Origin of the sequence: Bartonella sp. CM120XJJH (assembly GCF_042194715.1) — a bacterium.
Classification (GTDB): Bacteria; Pseudomonadota; Alphaproteobacteria; order Rhizobiales; family Rhizobiaceae; genus Bartonella.
In genome coordinates, this window is sequence record NZ_JBHINE010000015.1 from 20,504 (window position 1) to 42,369 (window position 21,866).

Genomic DNA, 21,866 nt, shown 5'->3' on the forward strand with positions numbered 1-21,866 from the left:
AGAGGAAGAAGAGGAAGGATCTGTAGGTACAGGATCACTTGGCTCAGAGGGCGCTGACGGAGAAGGTGTTGGTGTAACAGGCACAGAGGAAGAAGAGGAAGGATCTGTAGGTACAGGATCACTTGGCTCAGAGGGCGCTGACGGAGAAGGTGTTGGTGTAATAGGTGTAGGTAATGGAGTGGGAACAGGGTCTGTAGGTATAGGATCTACCGGCGCAAAAGGTGAAGGTGGAATAGGTAAAATCGTAGAAGAATCTTGTTTAGGACTAATATAAATACCCTCGAGACGAAAATCCCAAAAATCCCGATCTCCTGCAACTAATCTATTCCTAGGATCAGCTTTTCCAAAAGAAGAACTTGGGCCATAAGCACGAAGACGATATTGATAAGGCAAACCATTTATTGCAGTATAATCGCCCATTAGTTTAAAAGAATCTTCACGCGCATATCCAGAAACTTGGATAAGTGAAATACTGTTTCTTCCTTCACCACTCGCTTCCTTTTCTGAAGTTTTGGAAAAATTTTCCATCACGAGCAGTGTAGTGCCGGAAACATCCCCATCGATCAAAATACGATCGGTTTTTTGAGAATCAAACAAACCATCATCATTCAAAAACGTACTGAGCTTAATCTGAACATTACCCTCCGCATTATATGCCTCCTTGTATCGTTTATTCCCGATACGCAATGTTTGATAACCGCTGGATACATCCCGATTGAAAATAAATGTACTATCAGAAAGACTCACAGATGAAAGTGATGAATCTGTAAAAAAAGAACCCTGCAAACCTTTGTATTTGCTTTTTGTGAGATACCAAGTCGAACCACGCGTTAAGACTAATCTAGCAGTAGAAGTATCTTCAACGTGCGCACCCCCTGTAAGGGAAGAAGCGCTTGCTTTAATAGATATAGAAGAGTTCTTTTCAGCTTTTAATAACAAATCACCAGAGATCTTTGTTGCTTCTGATAAATCAAGAGAAACACTAGCTCCATAACCGCCCTGCCCAGTAACATAAATAGCTGTACCATCTGGAACTGTGAAAATTGTCTTTTTTAAACGAACAGATGCGTTTCCCAGAGTGATTCTTGGCTCTTTTGAAACACCTTTTTGTCCATAATATTCGGCCACTGTGTTTGGATCTAATAGATTAAAATACAGACCATACCCCCCCTTTCCCTGCACAGAAATATTTGAGTTCTCAATCTCAATATTTGTCTTCTTTAAAATGTCTGATAGAGCATAATTTTGAATAGGCTGGCCTCTACTATTTACAAAAGCTGAAAAATTTTTAATCAAAAAGCCATGCATATCATTGAGTACAATAGAACTATTCCTCAATTGAACAGCACCACCTTGAAATATGTCAAAAGCCTCTGGTAATTTATCGACACTTTCATTATCAACTATAGCAGTGTATTTTTTTCCTTTTCCCTCAATCGTCATGGTATCGAGAAGATATCTCCCCCCAAACTTTGTTGAAAACGCGCCAATCTCATTAAAAGTAACAGTGCTACCTGACATCCTAACAAATGCATCAAGACCACTTACAATCCCTATACCATTCGCATTCAAATTGTCTGGTTTAATCTCAACATTGACACGAACTAAAGCAACATCCGTCTCTTTGCCTGATGCATAAATAGCATGCGAAGTTCCCTCAATCTTCCCGTCATTCATCTGAATAACTCCATTTAGAACTCGAAGACCGGGGATATCCTTAAAATTTGAATCCGTTAGAATAAGCTTTCCGCTATCTTGTACGAATGCACCATATTGAGATATTTCATCTGGATTATCACCCGTAACAGTTATACGAGACGCATTAACAATTGTGCCTTGCTTTCCTACATATATAGCTGCAATAGGCGCAGCCTCCTGAGATTTTTTTAAGTAATAAACTTTATCTGTGAGAAAGTGTGTTTTTCTATCATCGCATTTATAAAATGGAGCCTCTGGATCACATAAACTTCCAGCAGCTTCAAAATGGGAAATTTGCAAAAAATAAAGAATAGCTGTTGTAAAAATGCATAAAAATATATGATTATAAAATACATTTATCATCATTCTTCCTACCCCACATTTATTAACAAAGAAAAATCAAATAATGTATATTGTAAAATACATAATATAAAATAAATAGTTAATTTAATTATTAATATACTTATATATAAATTATTCTATACTTCATAGATAACTAAAAATGATAGTGTAAGCTACCAGAAAAACTTTCTCCAGAAAACCCTGCTTTGTCAGTCTATGCTGATAATTTATATCTCCACCCAGTGCAAATTTCTAAGATAATTTGGCATTAAATCCCATCCCAGCTTCTAAAGAAGAACCAAAAGCCCCTAATTGGAATTCATCTCCAAACTGTACACGTTGTTTTCCTCCAAAACTATTGGCAAGATGAAGCTTTCCATTGAAAGAAACAACAGGAGCCTCTTCAGAAGCAGCAAGCGTCTTTCTTAAAGAGCCGCCAACACGCATCACCCACAAATCAAATTTTCCTATTTCAATATCAAAACCATCAATATCAGACGCCTTATCAAACCACACCTTTTGATAAATAACCTAAACCTGCGGATCAAAAACAACCCCTTTATGCCCTGTCATAAATGACTTACCCGCAATCAATGAAGCACTCAAAGGTACTCCCTTTAATGTTGTTGTCTTGCTTCTTGCTTGCGTGAAAACATCTCCTTTAAATAAACCATAGAGAAAAAGGCCATCTATATAAAAGCCTGTATCATACTGCATGCTGCCATATTCTGTAATAGACCATTTATCAAATATACTTTTTTCTTTCTTTAACATCTTGAGATTGTAGAGAAATTTTTCCATCATTCCCCATTATTCCAAAGCTCAAAGTGTGATGTGTACCCTAAACCGCATTGAGCAGAACTCCTGCCTCTATACCATGAACAGCAGAAACCTGAATCTTACCTTCATTAAAGGAAAAAACCGCCCTGCTTCACACCAAAAACAGATTGAGATAACGTGGCATTTCTACCACTTTTCGTTTCGCCATTCCCTGTAATAGAACTCTTTTTAAAAGAAGTTTTATTGTCTTTTGACACAATCACTACTGATATCATCTTCTCAGATTTATTTAATTCTAAAATTCCACCAGTTCCTGAAACGCCTTTTTCCCTGTACTTTTTTCAGGCTTAATAACTATGTTATGAGATTGTATTGTAAAAATAACATCTGTAGTGCTCCTATCCAATCCACTCAATTATATAACTTATCACAACTTCCAAAAGTACGAGCAACATCAACTGTATCATACGAATACGATTTAAAAAAAGAATTACATGAGGGTTTCTAATCTTCCGCACTCACATCTATATTGTGCACGAAGAAAAAAATAGAGCTCATAAGAGAACACACACATGGCGCTTTAATACTTTAATCATAATTTAGTCTAAACTTTCTTTATTTTCTCCTCATAAAAAACTGAAAAGACACATCTAGTTTATCTACTTATTATTCTTATTACGTATCGCCACATATGATTCGTTTTGTGTTATATGTAAAGTCAAAAATCAGAAAAATAACACAATAAAACCATGCTTTGTGCTCACGATTTTCACAAAGGATGTATTAAAGAAAGATACAATTAAAAGTGATAGCTTAATCCACCAGAAAAATGCGTTCCAGAAAAGCCGGTATTCGTAAATTTATGCTGATAAATCAGATCGCTATGAAAAATAATTTTTGGAGATAATTGCGAAAAAACACCAAATCCAGCTTCTAAAGAAGACCCAAAGGAACCAAGCTGGAAGGCATCTTTAAAATATACAAATTGTTTATCATCAAAACTACGAATGAAATGAAGCTTACCATAGAATGAAAGAACATGTGCATCTTTAGTAAATGTAAGTGTCTTTGTTAAATACCCACCAATACGCATTCCCCAATGATCTGGCCTTCGCATATCAATATTAAAATTATCAATATCACGAGTCTTATGAAACTGGAGATTTTGATAAACAAACTGAACCTGTGGTTCAAAAATAAAATATCGGCTGCCTATCATAAATGTTTTACCAGCAGTTAAGGAAACACTTAGGGGCTTACCTCTCAATGCAGCCGTTTTACCTCGCTCAAGTGTAAGAACATTTCCATTAAACAAACCATAAGAGAAGAGACCATCGATATAAAAACCCGTATCATGCTGCATGCTTCCATATGCTGTGATTGTCCATTTATCAAATATACTTTCTTGACTTTGTTTAACCTTTTGAGGCTGCAAAGAAAGCTTGCCATAATTCCCCATAATCCCAAAGGATGTCGCACTGTACGCACTTTCGATTTTCTTGAGTAAAATACTTGCCTCTAGTGCATTATAATCAAGCTCACCGCCATAATCACCATATTTAAGTGCAGATAAATTTGAAGTATAATAATGATGTCCACCGTAACCGCGCAAAAACACAGCGGAATTTTCATCATTTTTCAATAACCGACCAGAAACAGTTCGCAGCGCTTGCAACTGCTTGTTTTGATTACTGATATCCATCAATCCAGCATAAAATAAGGTATTTGGCACAAGAATATAAGTCAGAACCTGTGGAACAACGACTCTCACATTTGGCTCAAAATGAGAAGAAGGCTCAAAAACAGATGACGGAACAGGCAAACCAGATGCAACTGGGGCAACAACAGAAGGAGTGGGTAAAACATGCGGCGGAACAAGCGAACCAGATGCAACTGGAGCAACAACAGAAGGAGTGGGTGAAACAGGCGGCGGAACAGGCAAACCAGATGCAACTGGGGTAACAACAGAAGGAGTGGGTAAAACAAGCGGCGGAACAGGCAAACCAGATGCAGGTGGTGTAACAACAGAAGAAGTGGGTGAAACATGCGGTGGAACAGGCGAATAAGATGCATGTGGTACAACTGGATTAGATTCAGCAATAGCGGGAACAACAGGTACATTGGGTGTGGTCGTAAGATGGAAATCCCTATCAGGAGAATCTACAGGAGAAGAAAGACTTGGCTCCTGAGGTTTTTGCTGAGAGTTAGAATCAATAGAACTATCCTCACCTCCAGTAATATTAGGATGAATTTTAGGAAAAGAAGGAATATCATCAGAAGAAGGAGGGACAACGACATCAAGAACAGGAAAAACTTTAGTAGAATCAACAAATTGACTTTCGAGGCGGAAATCCCAAAATGTACCAGTATTTTTAAGCACTCTTTGATTGGAATCTGCCCTCCCTAAAGAAGAGCTTGGACCATAACTCTTAAGATGATACTGATAGGGAGAGGCTTCAAGTGTGACATACCCCCCATTTAACTGAAAAGAATCTTCAGCGGCTTTTCCATAAACCTGAATAATGGAAATCCCCTGATCGTTACCACCATCTCCCGTCAAAGCCCCTGGGCTTCCAGGAACACTATACACATGGACTGTCGTTTTTCCTTCAAGATCACCATTGATTAAAAGCCTATCCGTTTTTTGCTCTTGCAAAGCTCCCCCTTTATCCAAATATGCATTAAGATAAAGACGCGCATCGCCTTGTGTACGATAGACAGTCCCTGATCCTTTTCCGATAAGAAGTGCCTGATAACCATCTGTCGTTTTGGATTTTAGTTCTTCAAAAATAAGAGAACTATCCGTAAGACTGACTGATGAAATAAAGGAATAGTCCCCTAAATTAGAACCAGAAGCAGCAGAATTTTGCAATTTGTCAACTTTTGGTCGCGATAAAATCCACTTTGAACCATTTTTTAACTCTATCTTAGCTGTAGAACTGTCATCAACATGTGCGCCTCCTACAAGGGTAGAAGCATCGGCCTCAATCTTTACATTGGAGCGCTCAACAGCTTTCAAGAGCAAATCTCCAGAAACTTTTGAATTTTGTAAGAGTTTAATAGAACTTTCAAATTGGCGACTATAAATAGCCGTACTTTCTGGAGCCATAAAAGTTGTCTTTGTCAAATGGACAAACCCTTTTCCAGGTATAATTGTTTTTTTATCATTTAAGACAGCTTCCCAAAAAAAGCGCATGCCATTAAATGCATTCCCTCTCACAAAAATATTGGAATATTTGATATGAGCAGCATTATTATCATTCCCCTGCAATACAATGCCATGAGCATGGTTAACATTAACGTTTCCTTTCTGGAAATTAAGAGAGCCTTTCCCCTGAAGCATACTAAAAGCAGAAGCTTCACGATGATTATCTGTATTTGTTCTCTGTTTCCCCCTCCCCGTAATAGAAACACCCTCTAAATTAATTTCTCCTTCTCCTCCTGTTTGAACAGCAATACCATCAGCAAAGTTAATTTTCCCTCCTTTCATATAAATTTTTGCACCATTATAACTCAAAAGACCTATCGCATCAGAGGATGTCTTAATCTCTGTCTTTGTCAAAGCAACAAACGCCCCTTTACCAGCAACACTGATCCCCATTCTAGTTGCTTTAATCACCCCATCCTGCATCTCAAAAGCTCCCTCATCATTAACATCAGCCCCTATCGACACATCATTTAACATGGAATCAAATAGAGCAACGCCTCCCCCATTTGAGGACTTTACAGCTGTTGTCCAAGCGTTTGTTTCTGAATGGCCATTTGCATTCGAAACACCGTTAATAATTATAGCCTCTCCCTCAATGACTGTATCTTCCCCTGATGCCTCTATCACAGCATCAGAACTTTCACCCATAAGGTGATAAGTTTTCTTGGAAATTTCATGCGTTTTACCATCATTACAACGATAAAATGAAGCACTTTCGTTACATGAATATGGCTTCTTCTCAGCAGGAATCTCACCTGCATCAGCATTGTATACAAAGAAAAAAATAACCGTTGTAAAACGACATAAAGAGAAATGATTTTTAAGCATAATTTTCTACAAACTTTCTTCCCCTTCTCTAAAACAAAAAAACACGCGTTCTGTTTAATAGCTTTGGTTACGCGTGATAATTTAAAATACGTTTTGTATTTTATATATTCACTAAATGTTTTATGTAAAGTCAGAATCCCAAAATATCACAATTTAAAATTGTATTATTTATAAAAACGCGTAAAAATATAGATAAAAATGAAAAATTCCATCCCAAAGCGGTGATTTCAAGAGAATTTAATAAAAATATACTAAAGGAGGAAAAACAGCATAAGAAGCAAAAACTGCAAACCAGAAAGCCTTATCTCGTTTCTAAAAAGAAACAAACTTGCTCATGCAAAAAACATTTTTTAAAAAAGCTTATTTGAAAAGTTTAAAACAAATAATAAAAAACCACAAGCTATGCTTGTGGCTTTTTAAACAACTTACCTCAAGATAATCATCCTAAAAACGATAGCGCAATCCACCAGAAAAACTGATTCCAGAAAAACCACCTTTGCTCAACTTATGCTGATAAACCAAATCACCATGAAGCGCAAATTTTTGAGACAAACGAGCATTAAGACCTAATCCAGCCTCTAGAGAAGAACCAAAGTCCCCTAACTGGAAAGAATCTTTAAAGCGCACAGCTCTTTCTTTGCCAAAATCATGGGCAAAATGAATCTTTCCATAGAAAGAAACATCACGATCTTTTTCAGACGCAGTCAGAGTCTTTATCAAACGCCCCCCCATACGCACCATCAATTGATCTTGTTTATCCATCTCAATATTAAAATTATCAATATCGTGGGCCTCATTAAATTGAAGATGCTGATAAACAACCTGAACCTGTGGATCAAAAACAACACCTTCATACCCTGTGGCAATTTTCTGACCACTCATCAAAGAAACACTTAAAGGATTACCCTTCAATGTTGCCGTCTTACCCCGTGCAGCAGTCAGAACATCTCCCTTAAACAGACCATAAGATAACAAACCATCAACATAGAAGCCTACATCATGCTGCATACTACCATAAACTGTAGCAGTCCATTTATCAAATGTACTTTTTTGGCTTTGTGCAACATCTCGAGGCTGTAGAGAAAGCTTTCCATAAGATCCCATAACCCCAAAGGATATAGTACTATCAACATTTTCAACAGTTTGTAGCAAAACGCCTGTCTCTAGCGCATAGTACCCTAGATCCCCCCCATAACCATATTCAAGCGCAGATAAATCTGAAACATAACGATAACTCCCACCATAACCACGCAAAAATGAAGCAGGATTTTCACGAATTTCCAACATTCCACCCAAATTGGTCCGTACTGTCTCCAACTGCTTGTTTTGATTGCTGATATCTACCAAACCAGCATGGAACAAACTATTGGGCAAAAGCAGATAAGTTGGCACCTGAGGAACAACTGATCTTACACCTCGTCGAGATGAGGGAACATTTTCAATCTTAGAAAGACTATCCGCAAAAGATGCTGGAACAACATCCGCAGAAGGCGTTGGAACAACATCCGCAGAAGACGCTGGTACAATATCCTCAAAAGAAGCATGTGCAGGAAGCGTACGTTTAGAAACCATAGGAGTTGCTCTATAATCAGCAGATGTTTGAACATATTCATTTTCTAAACGAAAATTCCAAAATGCTCCTCCGTTTAAAGCAAATTTCTGTTTAACATGCTCCTCCTCTCCAGTAGCACTTGGGGCATAAGAACGAAGAACATATTTATAAGGCGCGCCATCCAATGCAACATACTGCCCATTCAGTTGAAAAGAGTCAGACGATGCATCTCCATAAACTTGAATAATTGAAACACTATGCGCTTTTTTATTTTTTTCTTCTAAACCTCCCGCAACCCCTTGTATATGGACTATAGTCTTTCCCTTAATATCACCATGAATGAGGAGCCGATCCGTTACTTGATGACCACTTGTATCACTAGGATTTAAACATGCATTCAAATGAATCCAAGCATCACCAAACGCCTGATACACAATACCTGTTCCTTTTCCAATATAAAGCGTTTGATATGCATTATCAGTACTGGACTTTGGTTTTTTAAAAATAATGGAACTATTAGAAAGACTTACCGATGAAATAAATGAAACACCTCTATAATTAGGATCTTCTAATTTTTTATGTCTTGGTTGCAATAAAACCCACTGTGAATTATTCTTCAATTCAAGGACAGCTGTAGAACTATTATCAACCTGAGTTTGACCGACAAGTGCAGAAGCATCCGCAACAACCTTCATAGAAGAGTTACTCTCAACCTTCAGCAACAAATCTCCAAAAAGCTTTGTTTCCTTTAAAGGTATATAAGACTTTCCAGATTTACTGCTGTAAAGAGCTATGCTATCTGGGACTACAAAACGCGTCTTTTTCAAATCAACGCGCGATAATTCTTTCTCTAATGAACCACCTGATGATGCTTTACCTTCAAAATGCATACCATAAAATGCATTACCTTTCACTGTAATATTGGAATCTCCAATATCAATCTGAGAACCTTTATCTCCCTGCAATAAAAGCCCATGAGCATCAGTAACATCAACAGCCCCTTTTATAAACTCAACATAACCATCTTCAGATATATGAAAAGCTGCCTGACGACCTGCATCCAGCCCTTGATCATCCTTGCCAGTACGACCCTTGCCGGCAATAGAGACCCCCTCTAAAATAAAAAGTCCTTTTTCTCCTGCTTTAACCCCAACACTCCCTAGCCTAATTTGCGTATTCGTTAAATCAACCCTACTTTGAGATTTTCCTTCTGCAACAGCCGCCGTTTTGATTGCATCAATCGATCCACCAGACATTTTGATGTTGCCACCATGAGCTTCCACCCCCACTAAAACGCCACTCAACGTGGAATCGCTCAGAAAGACATCCGCCTGTTCTGATGCCTTTACTCCATATTTCCAAAAATTCTTTTCCGAATTATTCTTTTCATCCCCCATACCCTTAACAGTTATATTCTTGCCACGAATAGTTGTATCTTCCTTAGACGCCTCTATGGCTCCATAAACACTATTAATATTTTTATCCGTTAGTGAATAAACTTTATTATTAATTTCATGCTCTCCACCATCAGAACACTGATAAAATGCTGCATTCTGATTACATGAAGACTGCTTTTTTCCAGAGGAAACTTGAGATTCAGCATTGTGTGCAAAAACATCAACATTGTGTGCAAAAAAAAGACATGCTGTTGTAAAAGTACATAAGGAGAAACGATTTTTAAATAGACTTACCATAACTACACCATAATTCCGCCCCATTACAGAGCAATGCATAACGTATCAAGAGATTTAATCAGAAAATTTAATACGTTTTGGTTTAAAGATAGTGAGTTTATTAATATTTTTTGTGTTTTATGTAAATATGGAATTAAAAAATTCCTCAAAAATACAATCTAAATCTGTCGCTTTTACAAAAATTTGCAAAAATATAACTGAAGAACGACAGAAAAATCACCTTAAAATTGTTATTCAAAAATAGCCTTAATAATCGGTTGACATGCATTAAAACGCCTATTTTAACTGCTGTTTAATCACCCTCCAGCGCTGGTATAAATCAACATCCTTACAATAGATATTATATTGAAACAATATGTACTTTGTAAGCAGACAAAACCATATGTCCAAATTGGGAAAACAAGGGGAAAACGCACATCTGTTTTTAGGCAATCTTCATGGCAAGATAGCTTAATAAAGAGCAGGAACGTATAAAAATCAGTTCCTATTTTTACTATATCCTTTTAATTCAATTTGACAACATTTAAAAGCATTCAGAGCTGGATCTTGAAAAAGTAAAGATTATACATAACCTCATCCTGTTATTTATCGCATTCCTTTTAAGAAAACACATTTTCCAAAAACAATATGTCATTATTGTTTTTTCATTCATCAGTTTTCTCAGATATCTCTCATTTTTTCCATCCCCATTTCACAACGACAGCGGATATAATATAAAGTTCATCGGATATAGCCCTCATTGCGCTTGAGTAGCATCTTTTTCTTTGCCAATTTCTAATATTTTCAATCCTCTCCTCCTAAGGTAATTTCCAAAGTTATATTGCCTCCTTTCTTAAACACTTATCCACTTGCCAATCTTACATATCATATGCAAAGGAATGCTTTTTATGGATTCATCATAAGAGCATTGAAAATATTTCAGCATCCTGAATTAAAAAATATCTTTATCAATCGGCATATTATAAATAATATAACAATCACTCTGAAATACGCGTTTTGAAATGATAACGTACAAACTCTTCAAACTTTTCAAAAAAATGAAAGAAATCCAACCCAAAAGCATATTAAAGATATGCAAAGTCACACTCTCGTAAAAATGCTATAACACAAAATGAATAGAGAATGAGAAAAAGCCACAAGCATAACTTGTGGCTTTTTCAAAGATTAATCAGAAACAGCAACAAAACTAGAAATGATAACGCAAACCACCCGAGAAACTCGTTCCAGAAAAACCAGCTTTCGTTAGCTTGTGCTGATAAACCAAATCGCCGTAAAGTGCAAAGTTTTGAGACAATTGGGCATTAAAACCTAATCCAGTTTCTAACGAAGAACCAAAAGAGCCTAGCTGAAAAGCATCTTTAAAATGCACAAATTGTTTTCCTTCAAAACCGTGAGCAAGATGAAGCTTGCCATAGAAAGAAACAACTTGAGACTTATCAGTTGCGACCAGCCTCTTTGTTAAACGCCCTCCAACACGCCCTATCCACTGATGCAGCTTTCCAAGCTCAATATCAAAGCCATCCACATCACGCACTTTATTAAATTGAAGATATTGATAAACAATTTGAACTTGCGGATCAAAAACAAAACCATCCTCCCCCACTATAAACGTTTTACCAGCAGTCAATGAAGCACTTAAAGGATTTCCTTTTAATGTTGCCGTCTTGCCACGTGCAGTTGTGAGAACATCACCTTTAAACAAACCGTAAGACGCAAGACCATCAACGTAAAAACCCACATCATGCTGCATACCACCGTATGCCGTAACTGACCATTTATCAAATGTACTTTTTTGGCTCTGCTCAACATTTAAAGGTTGCAAAGAAAATCTCTCGTAAGCCCCGATAATTCCAAAAGAAGTGGAACCATACGTATTTTCGATTGCTTTCAGCAAAACACCTGCCTCTATGGCATTATAATCAAGCTCGCCGCCATAACCATATTCAAGCGCAGAAAGATTTGAAGTATAACGATGATTGCCGCCATAACCGCTCACAAAAAAGAGAGGATTTTCGCGACTTTCTGATAAGCTCTCAGAAGAAATTCGTAAAGATTCTAATCGCTTATTTTGATTGTTCACATTCATCAAACCAATATGACGTAAGGCATTAGGCAAAAGGAGATAAGTCGGAACCTGCGGAACAACAGCCCTAACTCCCGGCTTAGGATGAGGCTCCGGAGCTGGTTCTGGTCCTGGAATTGGATCGGGATCTGGTTTAGGTTTAATATCAGAATCTATAGACCTACTTTCAAGACGGAAATCCCAAAATTCTCCGTTCCCTTCAACTAATCTCTGTTCCATGCTTGCTTTTCCTAAATGAGAGCTTGGACCATAACTATAAAGCTTATACTGATAAGGTAATTTATCTAATGCTACATAACCACCTTCCAACTGAAAAGAATCTTGCTCTGCTTGTCCAGAAACCTGAATGATTGAAATACCTTCATCATTTCCCCCTCTTCCCGTGTATCCTCCTGGACTTCCTGCAACACCATGCACACGGAGCATTGTTTTTCCTGAAACATCACCATGAATTAAAACACGATCAGTCTTTTGATGATCAAGAGCACCACCACTATTCAAGTATGTATTAAGAGAAATAGAGGCACCGCCCTGTGCTTTATAAACTTCACCCTTTCCCTTTCCAATACGAAGGGTTTGATAATCATCAACAGAAGAAGATTCATGTCTTTTAAAATTAATAGAGCTCTCACCCATAAGACTAACGAGTGAAATAGAAGAATCATGAGCAGCATCATGTTGATCTTTTTGCAACGGTTGTTGTAAAATCCATTTAGAATGGCCTCCCAAATAAAGTTCGGCATTAGAATTTTTATCAACGTGTGTGCGACCTTCAAGAGTAGAAGCATCAGCCAAAACTGTTATAGAGGCACCTTCCTCAGCTTTTAATAAAAAATTACCTGAACGAAGAGTGCTGTGCACCAACCCCACCGCACCAGAAATAATATTTCTACCATAAAGAGCCGCATCGTCTAAAACAGAAAACTCTGTTTTATCCAAATTAACAACTTCTAATCGTGGTGGAGCTTTTTCTTCCTCTAATGAAATCTCTCCTTTTTCATCTACACCTTCGCTCCATGGCTTCTCTCCCCGCAAATAGATACCATAAGATCCCTTACCATTTACGATAACAGAAGAGGATTTCATATTAACTTCAGTCACAGGAATCTTTGAATCAGAATCTTCATTTGATAAATCTTTAACTTCCTGAAGAGGAATAGAATTAACTTTATTTTCTAATAATATGCCATGGACACCCCCACCAGTACTAACAATAGTACCCTCTAAATTAACAGCCCCCCCTAAATCCGTACGCACAACTGCATGATTATCCGAATTTTTTTCTTTACCCTTCCCAGTAATTTTAACATTCTCGAGATTTACCTTTCCACCTAACATCGAAGAAATCCCATGGCTGTTCATAAAATCAACTGATCCATCTGACATCCAAATTTCTGAATGATCATAACTTAAAAGACTTGCATTCCCATTAGCTGTCTTAATTTCTGTATCTTCTAAAAGAACAAACGATTTCTCTGTTGCATCAACACCCTCATGACTTGCCTTAATCTTTCCATTTTTTATCTCAATCACGCCATCACTCGCACGAAGGGCTATAACCGTGCCTTTGATAATCGGATCTTTCAAAACAATCTTACCGTTCTCTAATACATGCACCCCCATTAGAAAAGTTTTATCAGCAACTTGACTACTAACTGTTACATCCTCCCCACTAACCCTTGTGCCTATTCCTTTCACCGTTATAGCAGTAGCGCTCGGCGGTTCCCCCCCACGTACAGCTTTATAAGACCGATTATCAATTTTGTCTTTTTCACAATTATCGCATATATAATATGCACCATCATGTAATATAAGCTTATTATTTTCATATATTTCACGGCCGTATGCACCTTCTTTTTCCTCACTGTATCCACTGAAAAAGTTAGAAAAATTATCCCTAATAGGATATCCATCAACACTACTGATAAAATAACTGCTGTTTGGAACAGTGGGGGCAATTGGGACGACATAAACATCGGTCTCGATATTGCTAATACCATAAGAAGACGTACTATAATGCCCTTTAACACTTGCTCCAACCATTGCTCCATTTGGGAGCAAAGAAAGGATAGCTGTTGTACAAGCACATAAACATACATGATTTCTAAAAACTTTAATCATAGTTCCCTCGAAACTTTCCTTCCCCTCTCATTAAAAATAAAAGCACCTGCAAAACATCCCCTTGCACACCTCAAAATATGAAACGTGTAACAAAAAGAACATGCCTCATGCTCATCTGAACTGTGCAATGAACTACCCCAATAAATTTGGCAAAAGCTCTACGCTTAAACCACCTATAAGAGAATAGTTAAAGAGTACACTTTATAAGTGTATAATGCATTCTGTATTTCGTGTAAAGAAAAAATAAGACCAGTGCGTGTAATTAATTAAAAACACAATCAAACCTTGTGAACTTTAAAAATTAATCCACAAGGAGATGAAAGAACAAATGAGTTAAATCAGTGGAAAATAAACTCTCAAAAACGAGCTTTAGAAAACATCAAATATTATATTAGATAATATCAATACAGTACCGAAAAGGATAACGTAACGCATACTGGACTGCTGAACGCTTAAAAAGCCGAAAAAGCGAGCCACTCTATCGCACCAGTAGCAGCATAAATTTTAAGAAAATTCGCTTTAGCAGAGAAAAGTGCTCTCATACATAAAACAAACTATGTCTTTTTTGCTCAATTAAGAAGACGAAAATCTTTTAAAGACAACACAAGTTGTTACAAAGAAAAAAGGCAGCACAATGTGCTGCCTTTTCTAAAAAGGTACATAGTGTACCTTTTATTAAAACTGATAACGTACTCCTCCGGAAAAACTTGTTCCCGAAAAACCAGCCTTATTAAGCTTATGTTGATAAAGAATATCAGCATGCAGAGAGAACTGTGGCAACAATTTGGCATTAAAACCTAATCCAGCCTCTAGAGAAGAACCAAAAGCTCCTAACTTGAAAGCATCATTGAAATGCACAGACTGTTTTCCTTCAAAACCATGAGCAAGATAAAGCTTACCATAGAAAGCAATAGCATTCACGCCTTCAGAGCCTGTAGGAATCTTGGTTAAGCGTCCACCAACACGTGCTACCCACTGATTAAGGTTACCCATTTCAATATCAAAATTGTCAATATCACGGGCCTTATTAAACTGGAGATGTTGATACACAACCTGAACCTGCGGATCAAAGACAAACCCCTTATATCCTGTAGCAATTGTCTGACCACCAGCTAAAGAAACACTCAAAGGATTACCTTTTAATGTTGCTGTTTTACCCCGTGCAAGGGTGAGAACATCACCTTTAAACAGACCATAGGATAAAAGACCGTCAACATAGAAGCCAACATTATGCTGCATGCTACCATATACCGTAGCAGTCCATTTATCAAATGCACTCTTCTGGCTTTGCTCAACATTCAAAGGCTGCAGAGAAAGTTTTCCATAAGTTCCCATAACACCAAATGATAGAGAACTATCAGAGCTTTCAATAGTTTGCAGCAGAACACCTGCCTCTACACCATGATAGTCAAGATCACCTCCGTAACCATATTCAAGTGCGGACAGATCTGAAGCATAACGGTAACTTCCACCATAGCCACGCAAGTATAAAGCAGGATTTTCACGAACCTCTGCCATTCCTGTAGAAGTCATCCGCAATGTCTCCAACTGCTTGTTTTGATTACTGATATCCATCAAACCAGCATGGAATACGCTATTAGGCAAGACAAGATAAGTTGGAACCTGTGGAACAACAGACCTTACAAACTGCTCAGGAAGAGCAGAAACCCCCATAGACTTAACATACTGATTTTCTAGACGGAAGTTCCAAAACTCTCCACCATCCTTAACAAACTTCTGCTGAACATGCTCCTGTTTTGAAGTCACTTCTGGAGCATAAGCACGAAGGGTGTATTTGTAAGGTGAATTCCTCAGCGCAACATAATTGCCATCGAGTTGGAAAGAGTCTTTCTTCGCTTGACCATAAACTTGGATAACTGAAACACTATGAGCAATCTTTCCATTCGCTTTAGCATCTCCTACATTGCCCGCATCACCTCGTACATGTATTTTTGTTTTTCCAGAAACATCACCATGAATGACAAGCCGATCAGTGACTTGCTGATCACTCGGATCATGAGGATTTAAACGTGCATTGAGATAAATTACAGCATCACCCTGTGCCGCATAAACTGTGCCTTTCCCATTTCCAATATGAAGAGTCTGATATTTCCCTTCAGATTCGGAAGGTGCAAAATCAATAGCACTATTTATAAAACTCACAGAAGAAATGCATGAATCCACACACCTTAAATCTGGAGTACCTAAATTCCTCTGTGCACTTCTTTTTAGAATCCACTGTGAACTATTAGCCAAATCTAATTTTGCATAAGAATTTTTATCAACGCGAACACCGCCTGTAACAATAGAACTATCAACTGAAACCAATATGTTCGAATCATTCTCGGCTTTTAATAACAAGTCACCAGCAAGAGTTGTTTTATTTTCTAATGAAACACGACCACCTGAATTATCACCATAGATCGCTATACCATTTGCAACTTCAAAATCAGTTTTTTTCAACGAAACTGTCCCTGTTATGCTTATAGGTGTTTTCTCCTGTTTAGATTCAGCACTGCGCTTAGCAACAACTACTCTCTCAGTTGCTAAATCCTTACCTCGATTTTGTTCACTCCCTTCTTTCTGTATTACCCCATCAAAATATATGCCATAGGTTCCATCTCCTTCCACTCTAACAATAGAAGACTCAATATTCGCGTGATTCACGGTAGGACGAACCTCAGAAGATCTCCTCTTCCTAGAAGAACCGGCTTCAACCACATCATCACCCTTTATAATCCACAAAGCATGAGCATCAGTAACAACATTTCCATTCTTAAAATCAACAGAAGCATTATCACTCAACAGAAAAGCTGCACGCTCTAAATTCTCTGCGGAATCTGACTTACCCTGCCCTTTTTTCGCAGTAATATTAACTTTGTCTAACTCAACGCTTCCCCCAGATTCTGACCTCACAGCCACTCCCTTTGCCAAAGTAATAGCTCCAGAGTCCATGCTTATCTTACCGCCTGTACTTGCCAGACCAACCGCCGAATCCCCAGTCACGTTAATTTTTGTATCCTTTAAATTAACAGATGATCCAGAACCAGCCAAAGCACCCACATAAAGCGCATCAACTGTCCCATCATTCATCGTAACCTTCCCGCCACTTTGCGCCTCAAGCCCAATCACAGAAGATTGAATTACTGATTTATTCTCTAAAACGACTTCTGCATTTTCTTCTGCAAGCACAGCACTCACAGCACTCACTTTAGCAAGATCAACAGCATTTCCATTACCAGAATTCGGGCCAATAATGGTAGCAGCGTTTAGCTTAATATTCGTACCACTTTTTACATGCATAGAATGTTGTGTCGAATTATTTGCTTTCAGTGTAAGCTGCTGGACTGTGTATGATTTGCCATCACTGCATAAAATAGAGCTTTGCGATTGCCCCACACCATTACACCTAACAGGAGTAACTTTCTTATCTGCACTGCTAACATCTGCAACAGCGGGTACCCTAGATTCCTTATAAGCCACAGTCTGTACAGAAATAGGTTGCTTGGAACCTGCCGTAGACTTCGTGGAATCAGTAGACTTCACAACAGAAGGCAATGAAACTTTAGATACTGTCTTTTTAGATTCTGTAACAGTAACAGTTTCAGACGGTTTAGAGCCTACAGAAGCAGTTAGAACAGGCTTCACGAGTACAGATTCCTTTTTCCCAGACACGATAGAGACAGAAGGAGTTTCTCCTGCTTCAGATACTCCAGTTCCCTCATGCGTAATAGTCCTTACATTTTCAGATCTTTCATTAGGTTGAGAAGAAGTAGTTACATCTGTCGTCGCAGGTATACTAAGTGGAGTTACAGTAGATGCATTTTCTATAACACTAACGCTATCAGAACTACTATCAAATGTTATAGAGTCACCATTTTCACCTGTTATATTATGCGCTACCGTATCAGGTCCTAGCTCATAGGAATCATTATCCATCTGACCCAAAAGTACAATATCTACACCGTCTTCTGTCGTTACTAGATCTCCATACCCCCCTTCGTTAGATGTGATAGTTTCAGACGAGAGAGATAGCGTGTGTCCAGAAGATCCACCTACCTCAGGTGCGGGGCTACCAAACTCAGATGTGGGAGCAGTAATCTCAGATGTAGGGGTATCAACCTCATATGTGAAACTACCAAACTCAGATGTGGAACTGCCACCCTGAGACGCTGGGTCACCATCCTGAGGTGCGAGGCTACCAGCATCAAACTCAGGTGTGGAGATACCAGATGCACTTTCTTCAGGTACTTCAGTTCCCTCATGTGTAATGGTTCTTACATCTTCAGATCCTTCATTAGATTGAGAAGGAGTCGTTACATCTGTCCCCGCAGGCGTACTAAGTGGACCTACAGTAGATGCATTTTTTATAACACTAATGCTATCATAACTACTATCAAATGTTATAGGGTCACCATTTTCATCTGTTATACTATACTCTAGCATATCAGTTCCTAGCTCATAAGAAGAGTAATCCGTCTGCCCCAAAAGTACAATACCCACACCGTCTTTTGTCACTACCATATTTCCATATTTCTCTTCGTCAGATGTGGGAGTTCCAGACGAGAGAGATAGAGTATGTCCAGAAAGTCCATGTGTCCTAGATACAACCAAAGTAGAAAGATCTACACTATCTTTTTCAAGCGAACCAGTCTGAGATAATGAAGGATCACTTACCTCAGATGCGGAGCTACCAGCCTGAGGTGTAGGGACACTAGGTTCAGATACAGGGGTACCAAGCTCAGACGCAGAGCGACCACGATCAGATGTGGGACTACCATCTTGAGGTACTGGATTACCATCCTGAGATGCTGGGCGATCAGAATCAGGCGCGGGAGTACCAGACTCAGGTGTGGGAACACCAGATGCATTAGGTTGAACCTTCGATACCGGAGAATTAACAGATCTGTCAGCTCCACCTTCCAATTTACTTGCTAAGTTGAAATTCCACAGCTTTTCTGTTTTCCCCGATGAAAGGCTATATTGTAATGGATCAGCACGAAGGACGTACTGATAAGGCGAACCCTGCAGTGTAACATATGTAGTAGCAAGCTCAAAGGAATCACTGTTTGCTTCTCCAAAAACCTGGACAATTGGAATAGATTCAGGAACACTGTTATTTTCCCTTCGGTCAGCCTGATTTTGTATACTTTGACGCTGAACCCTTTCTCCATTTCTTAATTTCTCATTTAGAGTGTTGATGACAGACGAGTCGTTCACATAAACCTTAGTTTTTCCAGTAACATTACCATAAATCAAAAGTTGATCAGACAAAAGTCTAACGTTATCAGAATCGCCAGAAACAAAACTCGCATTGACATAAATCTTGGAATCTCCACTAGCACTGTAAACTACACCTTGCTCTTCTCCAATATGCAGCGTTTGATAACCTTCGTTTTCATTTCTTGGAGGTAAAAATGCAATCGTACTATTTGCAAGACTTACAAATGAAATACACGAACCTATACAACCCTTATCTACCACCCACCCCGTATTTACTTCCCCCCCCGTATTTACCTGTCTCAGATTCCTATTATTACTTTTTGCTAAATACCATCCTGATTCATCAGACAAATAAAGTTTAGCATAAGCATCTTTACCAATTTTAGAATCACCCACAATCGAAGATTTAAAAGCGTACACCGCCAGATTAGAAGTAGTTTCGGCCTTCAAGAATGTATCACCCGAAAGAACTGTCCCCTCTTTTAAAAAGAGAACACCATCCACATCATCACCATGAACAGCTACACCTTCTGGAACCGAAAGAGAAGTATTTGTCAAAGAAACAACCAGCCCTTTGTCATTAGCCGCACTCACTTTCCTAAGTTTCTTACCATTGTTATTTAATTTATCATAAGGTATCCCAAAAGAAATAATCAGCTTGTTATCATTTTTTTCATATTTCTCACCATTTGAGTCCAGTTCACCCATTATACCAAAAGATATTCCATAAGAATCTCTCCCACCAATTTTAATGTTTGAGTCCCTGATCTCAGCTCTAAGTTTCAAAGTATCCGAAAGATTCCCAGAATTACTTAGATAGCGCGAGAGATTTACATTACCTGTAATAGTCGAACGAATATCAGTATAAGCTTTATCCATAACGTGCTGAACGTCATCGACTGGATTCTGCCGTTGGATCTCATGTCCTTCACCAACAACCAAAGAACGCTGAGACATAAAGCCCTTGAAAGCATCAGATATACCAATAGGCTCAACAGTATCAGTAATATCATTAGCTACCAATAAAGCAACTGCATCAGTCCCCGTAACATCTCCATTATGAACAGAAATAAACCCTCCATGAGAAAGGAATGCAAAACTTTTAACACTAGGAATATCTTTCCCGCTACTTTCTTCTTTAATTTTTATTCTAACCCCATCTAGTTTAACAATTCCTTTACGCTCGGATATGACTCCCACCCCGCCTTTCGCAAAGTTAATCTCCCCAGATTTCATCATTATTCTAGAATCATCAGAACTGTGCAAACCAGTTCTAGCTGCATTAAAAACCACTCCATCCAAAATAACAAACGACCCCTTATCCGCCGCAGCACCTATAGCAGTGTGATAGACACCCCCTCCTTTCATGTAGATTCCACTGTACTGTTGAGCATTAACCCCAACTTCGAACTTCTTAATATGCGAACGTTCTAACTGAACTTTTGAAAAAGACCTTGCTAATACCCCTGTCGCAACACTAGAAGCATCATCTGTATGATCACCTTCTGTTCCTTTAGCCCCATCACCTGAAACATCTTTTATAGGAGGCACCACTGCAATAGATGTAGGAGCCATCCCCGTAATGGACGCATTATTTAACACAATAGTTGTCCCTGTAACTCGAGCTATTACTTCACTCAAACCAGAATTCTGATCACCCCCCCCATCAACACTCCCCTGTACTCCGCTAGAAGGCTTCGATGAAGACTTGATCGTTGCATACACAGCATTTTGGTCACTCTTCTTCGTCTGAATAATAGTTCCCTTCATTACATGCTTCCCAGAATCATCACAGAAAATGGAAGCAACGCTTTTATAACTCCCAGCATCGCACGCGGAAGAGGGGTTTGAAGACTCACTCCCCTGAACAGATCCAGCACTTTGTCTAACATCACCACCCCCTTGCGCAGAATCACCACTCCCTTGCGCAGAATCACCGGAGGCAGAACCAGGAGAACCACCAGGAACAGCACCAGGAACACCGCCAACGCCAGGGACACCAGCACCGCCAAGTCCACCAGCACCAGGTACACCACCGCCATTGCCGTTGTTTGGGCTAGCGACTTGTGGTAAAGGAGGTGCGGGTAATTCTGCTACTTCAGGTTTAGGAGATTGTGATAAAGCTCTTGGTAGCAGAGAGGACAATGATAGTTGTGATAGAGAAGACCAACTAAGCCCCATAGAAGTATCTACACCTTGTAAAAAGAAGAACGCACTTGTTGTCAGTGCGTACAGACTCGTACGCTTTTTAAATACATTGATCATATGTCAAACTTTCTAAATAATGTTGCAAAAGCACTAGAATTAAGTGAAAATGAGGTAAGTGGACAATTTGTA

At 38.7% G+C, this 21,866-nt stretch carries 4 protein-coding genes and 2 pseudogenes; all 6 read right to left on the minus strand.

Annotated features, from left to right (window positions below; translation table 11 throughout):
- Positions 1-2,064 (minus strand): annotated as a pseudogene (locus ACFIKU_RS06775) (autotransporter outer membrane beta-barrel domain-containing protein); the annotation flags it as partial.
- Between the two features lie 130 nt (positions 2,065-2,194).
- A pseudogene (locus tag ACFIKU_RS06780) lies at positions 2,195-2,920 on the minus strand (autotransporter outer membrane beta-barrel domain-containing protein); the annotation flags it as partial.
- A 699-nt stretch (positions 2,921-3,619) separates the two neighbouring features.
- Positions 3,620-6,856, minus strand: a complete 3,237-nt coding sequence (locus ACFIKU_RS06785; protein ID WP_375657055.1) for an autotransporter outer membrane beta-barrel domain-containing protein — start codon at positions 6,854-6,856, stop codon at positions 3,620-3,622.
- Positions 6,857-7,300: 444 nt separating this feature from the next.
- Positions 7,301-10,102: an autotransporter outer membrane beta-barrel domain-containing protein gene (locus tag ACFIKU_RS06790; RefSeq protein ID WP_375657056.1), complete on the minus strand. Its 2,802-nt coding sequence runs from the start codon at positions 10,100-10,102 to the stop codon at positions 7,301-7,303.
- 1,186 nt (positions 10,103-11,288) lie between these two features.
- Positions 11,289-14,306: an autotransporter outer membrane beta-barrel domain-containing protein gene (locus ACFIKU_RS06795; RefSeq protein ID WP_375657057.1), complete on the minus strand. Its 3,018-nt coding sequence runs from the start codon at positions 14,304-14,306 to the stop codon at positions 11,289-11,291.
- Between the two features lie 675 nt (positions 14,307-14,981).
- Positions 14,982-21,794, minus strand: a complete 6,813-nt coding sequence (locus tag ACFIKU_RS06800; RefSeq protein ID WP_375657058.1) for an autotransporter outer membrane beta-barrel domain-containing protein — start codon at positions 21,792-21,794, stop codon at positions 14,982-14,984.
- Between the last annotated feature and the right edge of the window lie 72 nt (positions 21,795-21,866).

Bases quoted from the DNA above. Each gene is read 5' to 3' on its own strand.
- ACFIKU_RS06800 (WP_375657058.1), bottom strand. From the start codon at position 21,794: ATGATCAATGTATTTAAAAAGCGTACGAGTCTGTACGCACTGACAACA.
- ACFIKU_RS06785 (WP_375657055.1), bottom strand. From the start codon at position 6,856: ATGCTTAAAAATCATTTCTCTTTATGTCGTTTTACAACGGTTATTTTT.
- ACFIKU_RS06795 (WP_375657057.1), bottom strand. From the start codon at position 14,306: ATGATTAAAGTTTTTAGAAATCATGTATGTTTATGTGCTTGTACAACA.
- ACFIKU_RS06790 (WP_375657056.1), bottom strand. From the start codon at position 10,102: ATGGTAAGTCTATTTAAAAATCGTTTCTCCTTATGTACTTTTACAACA.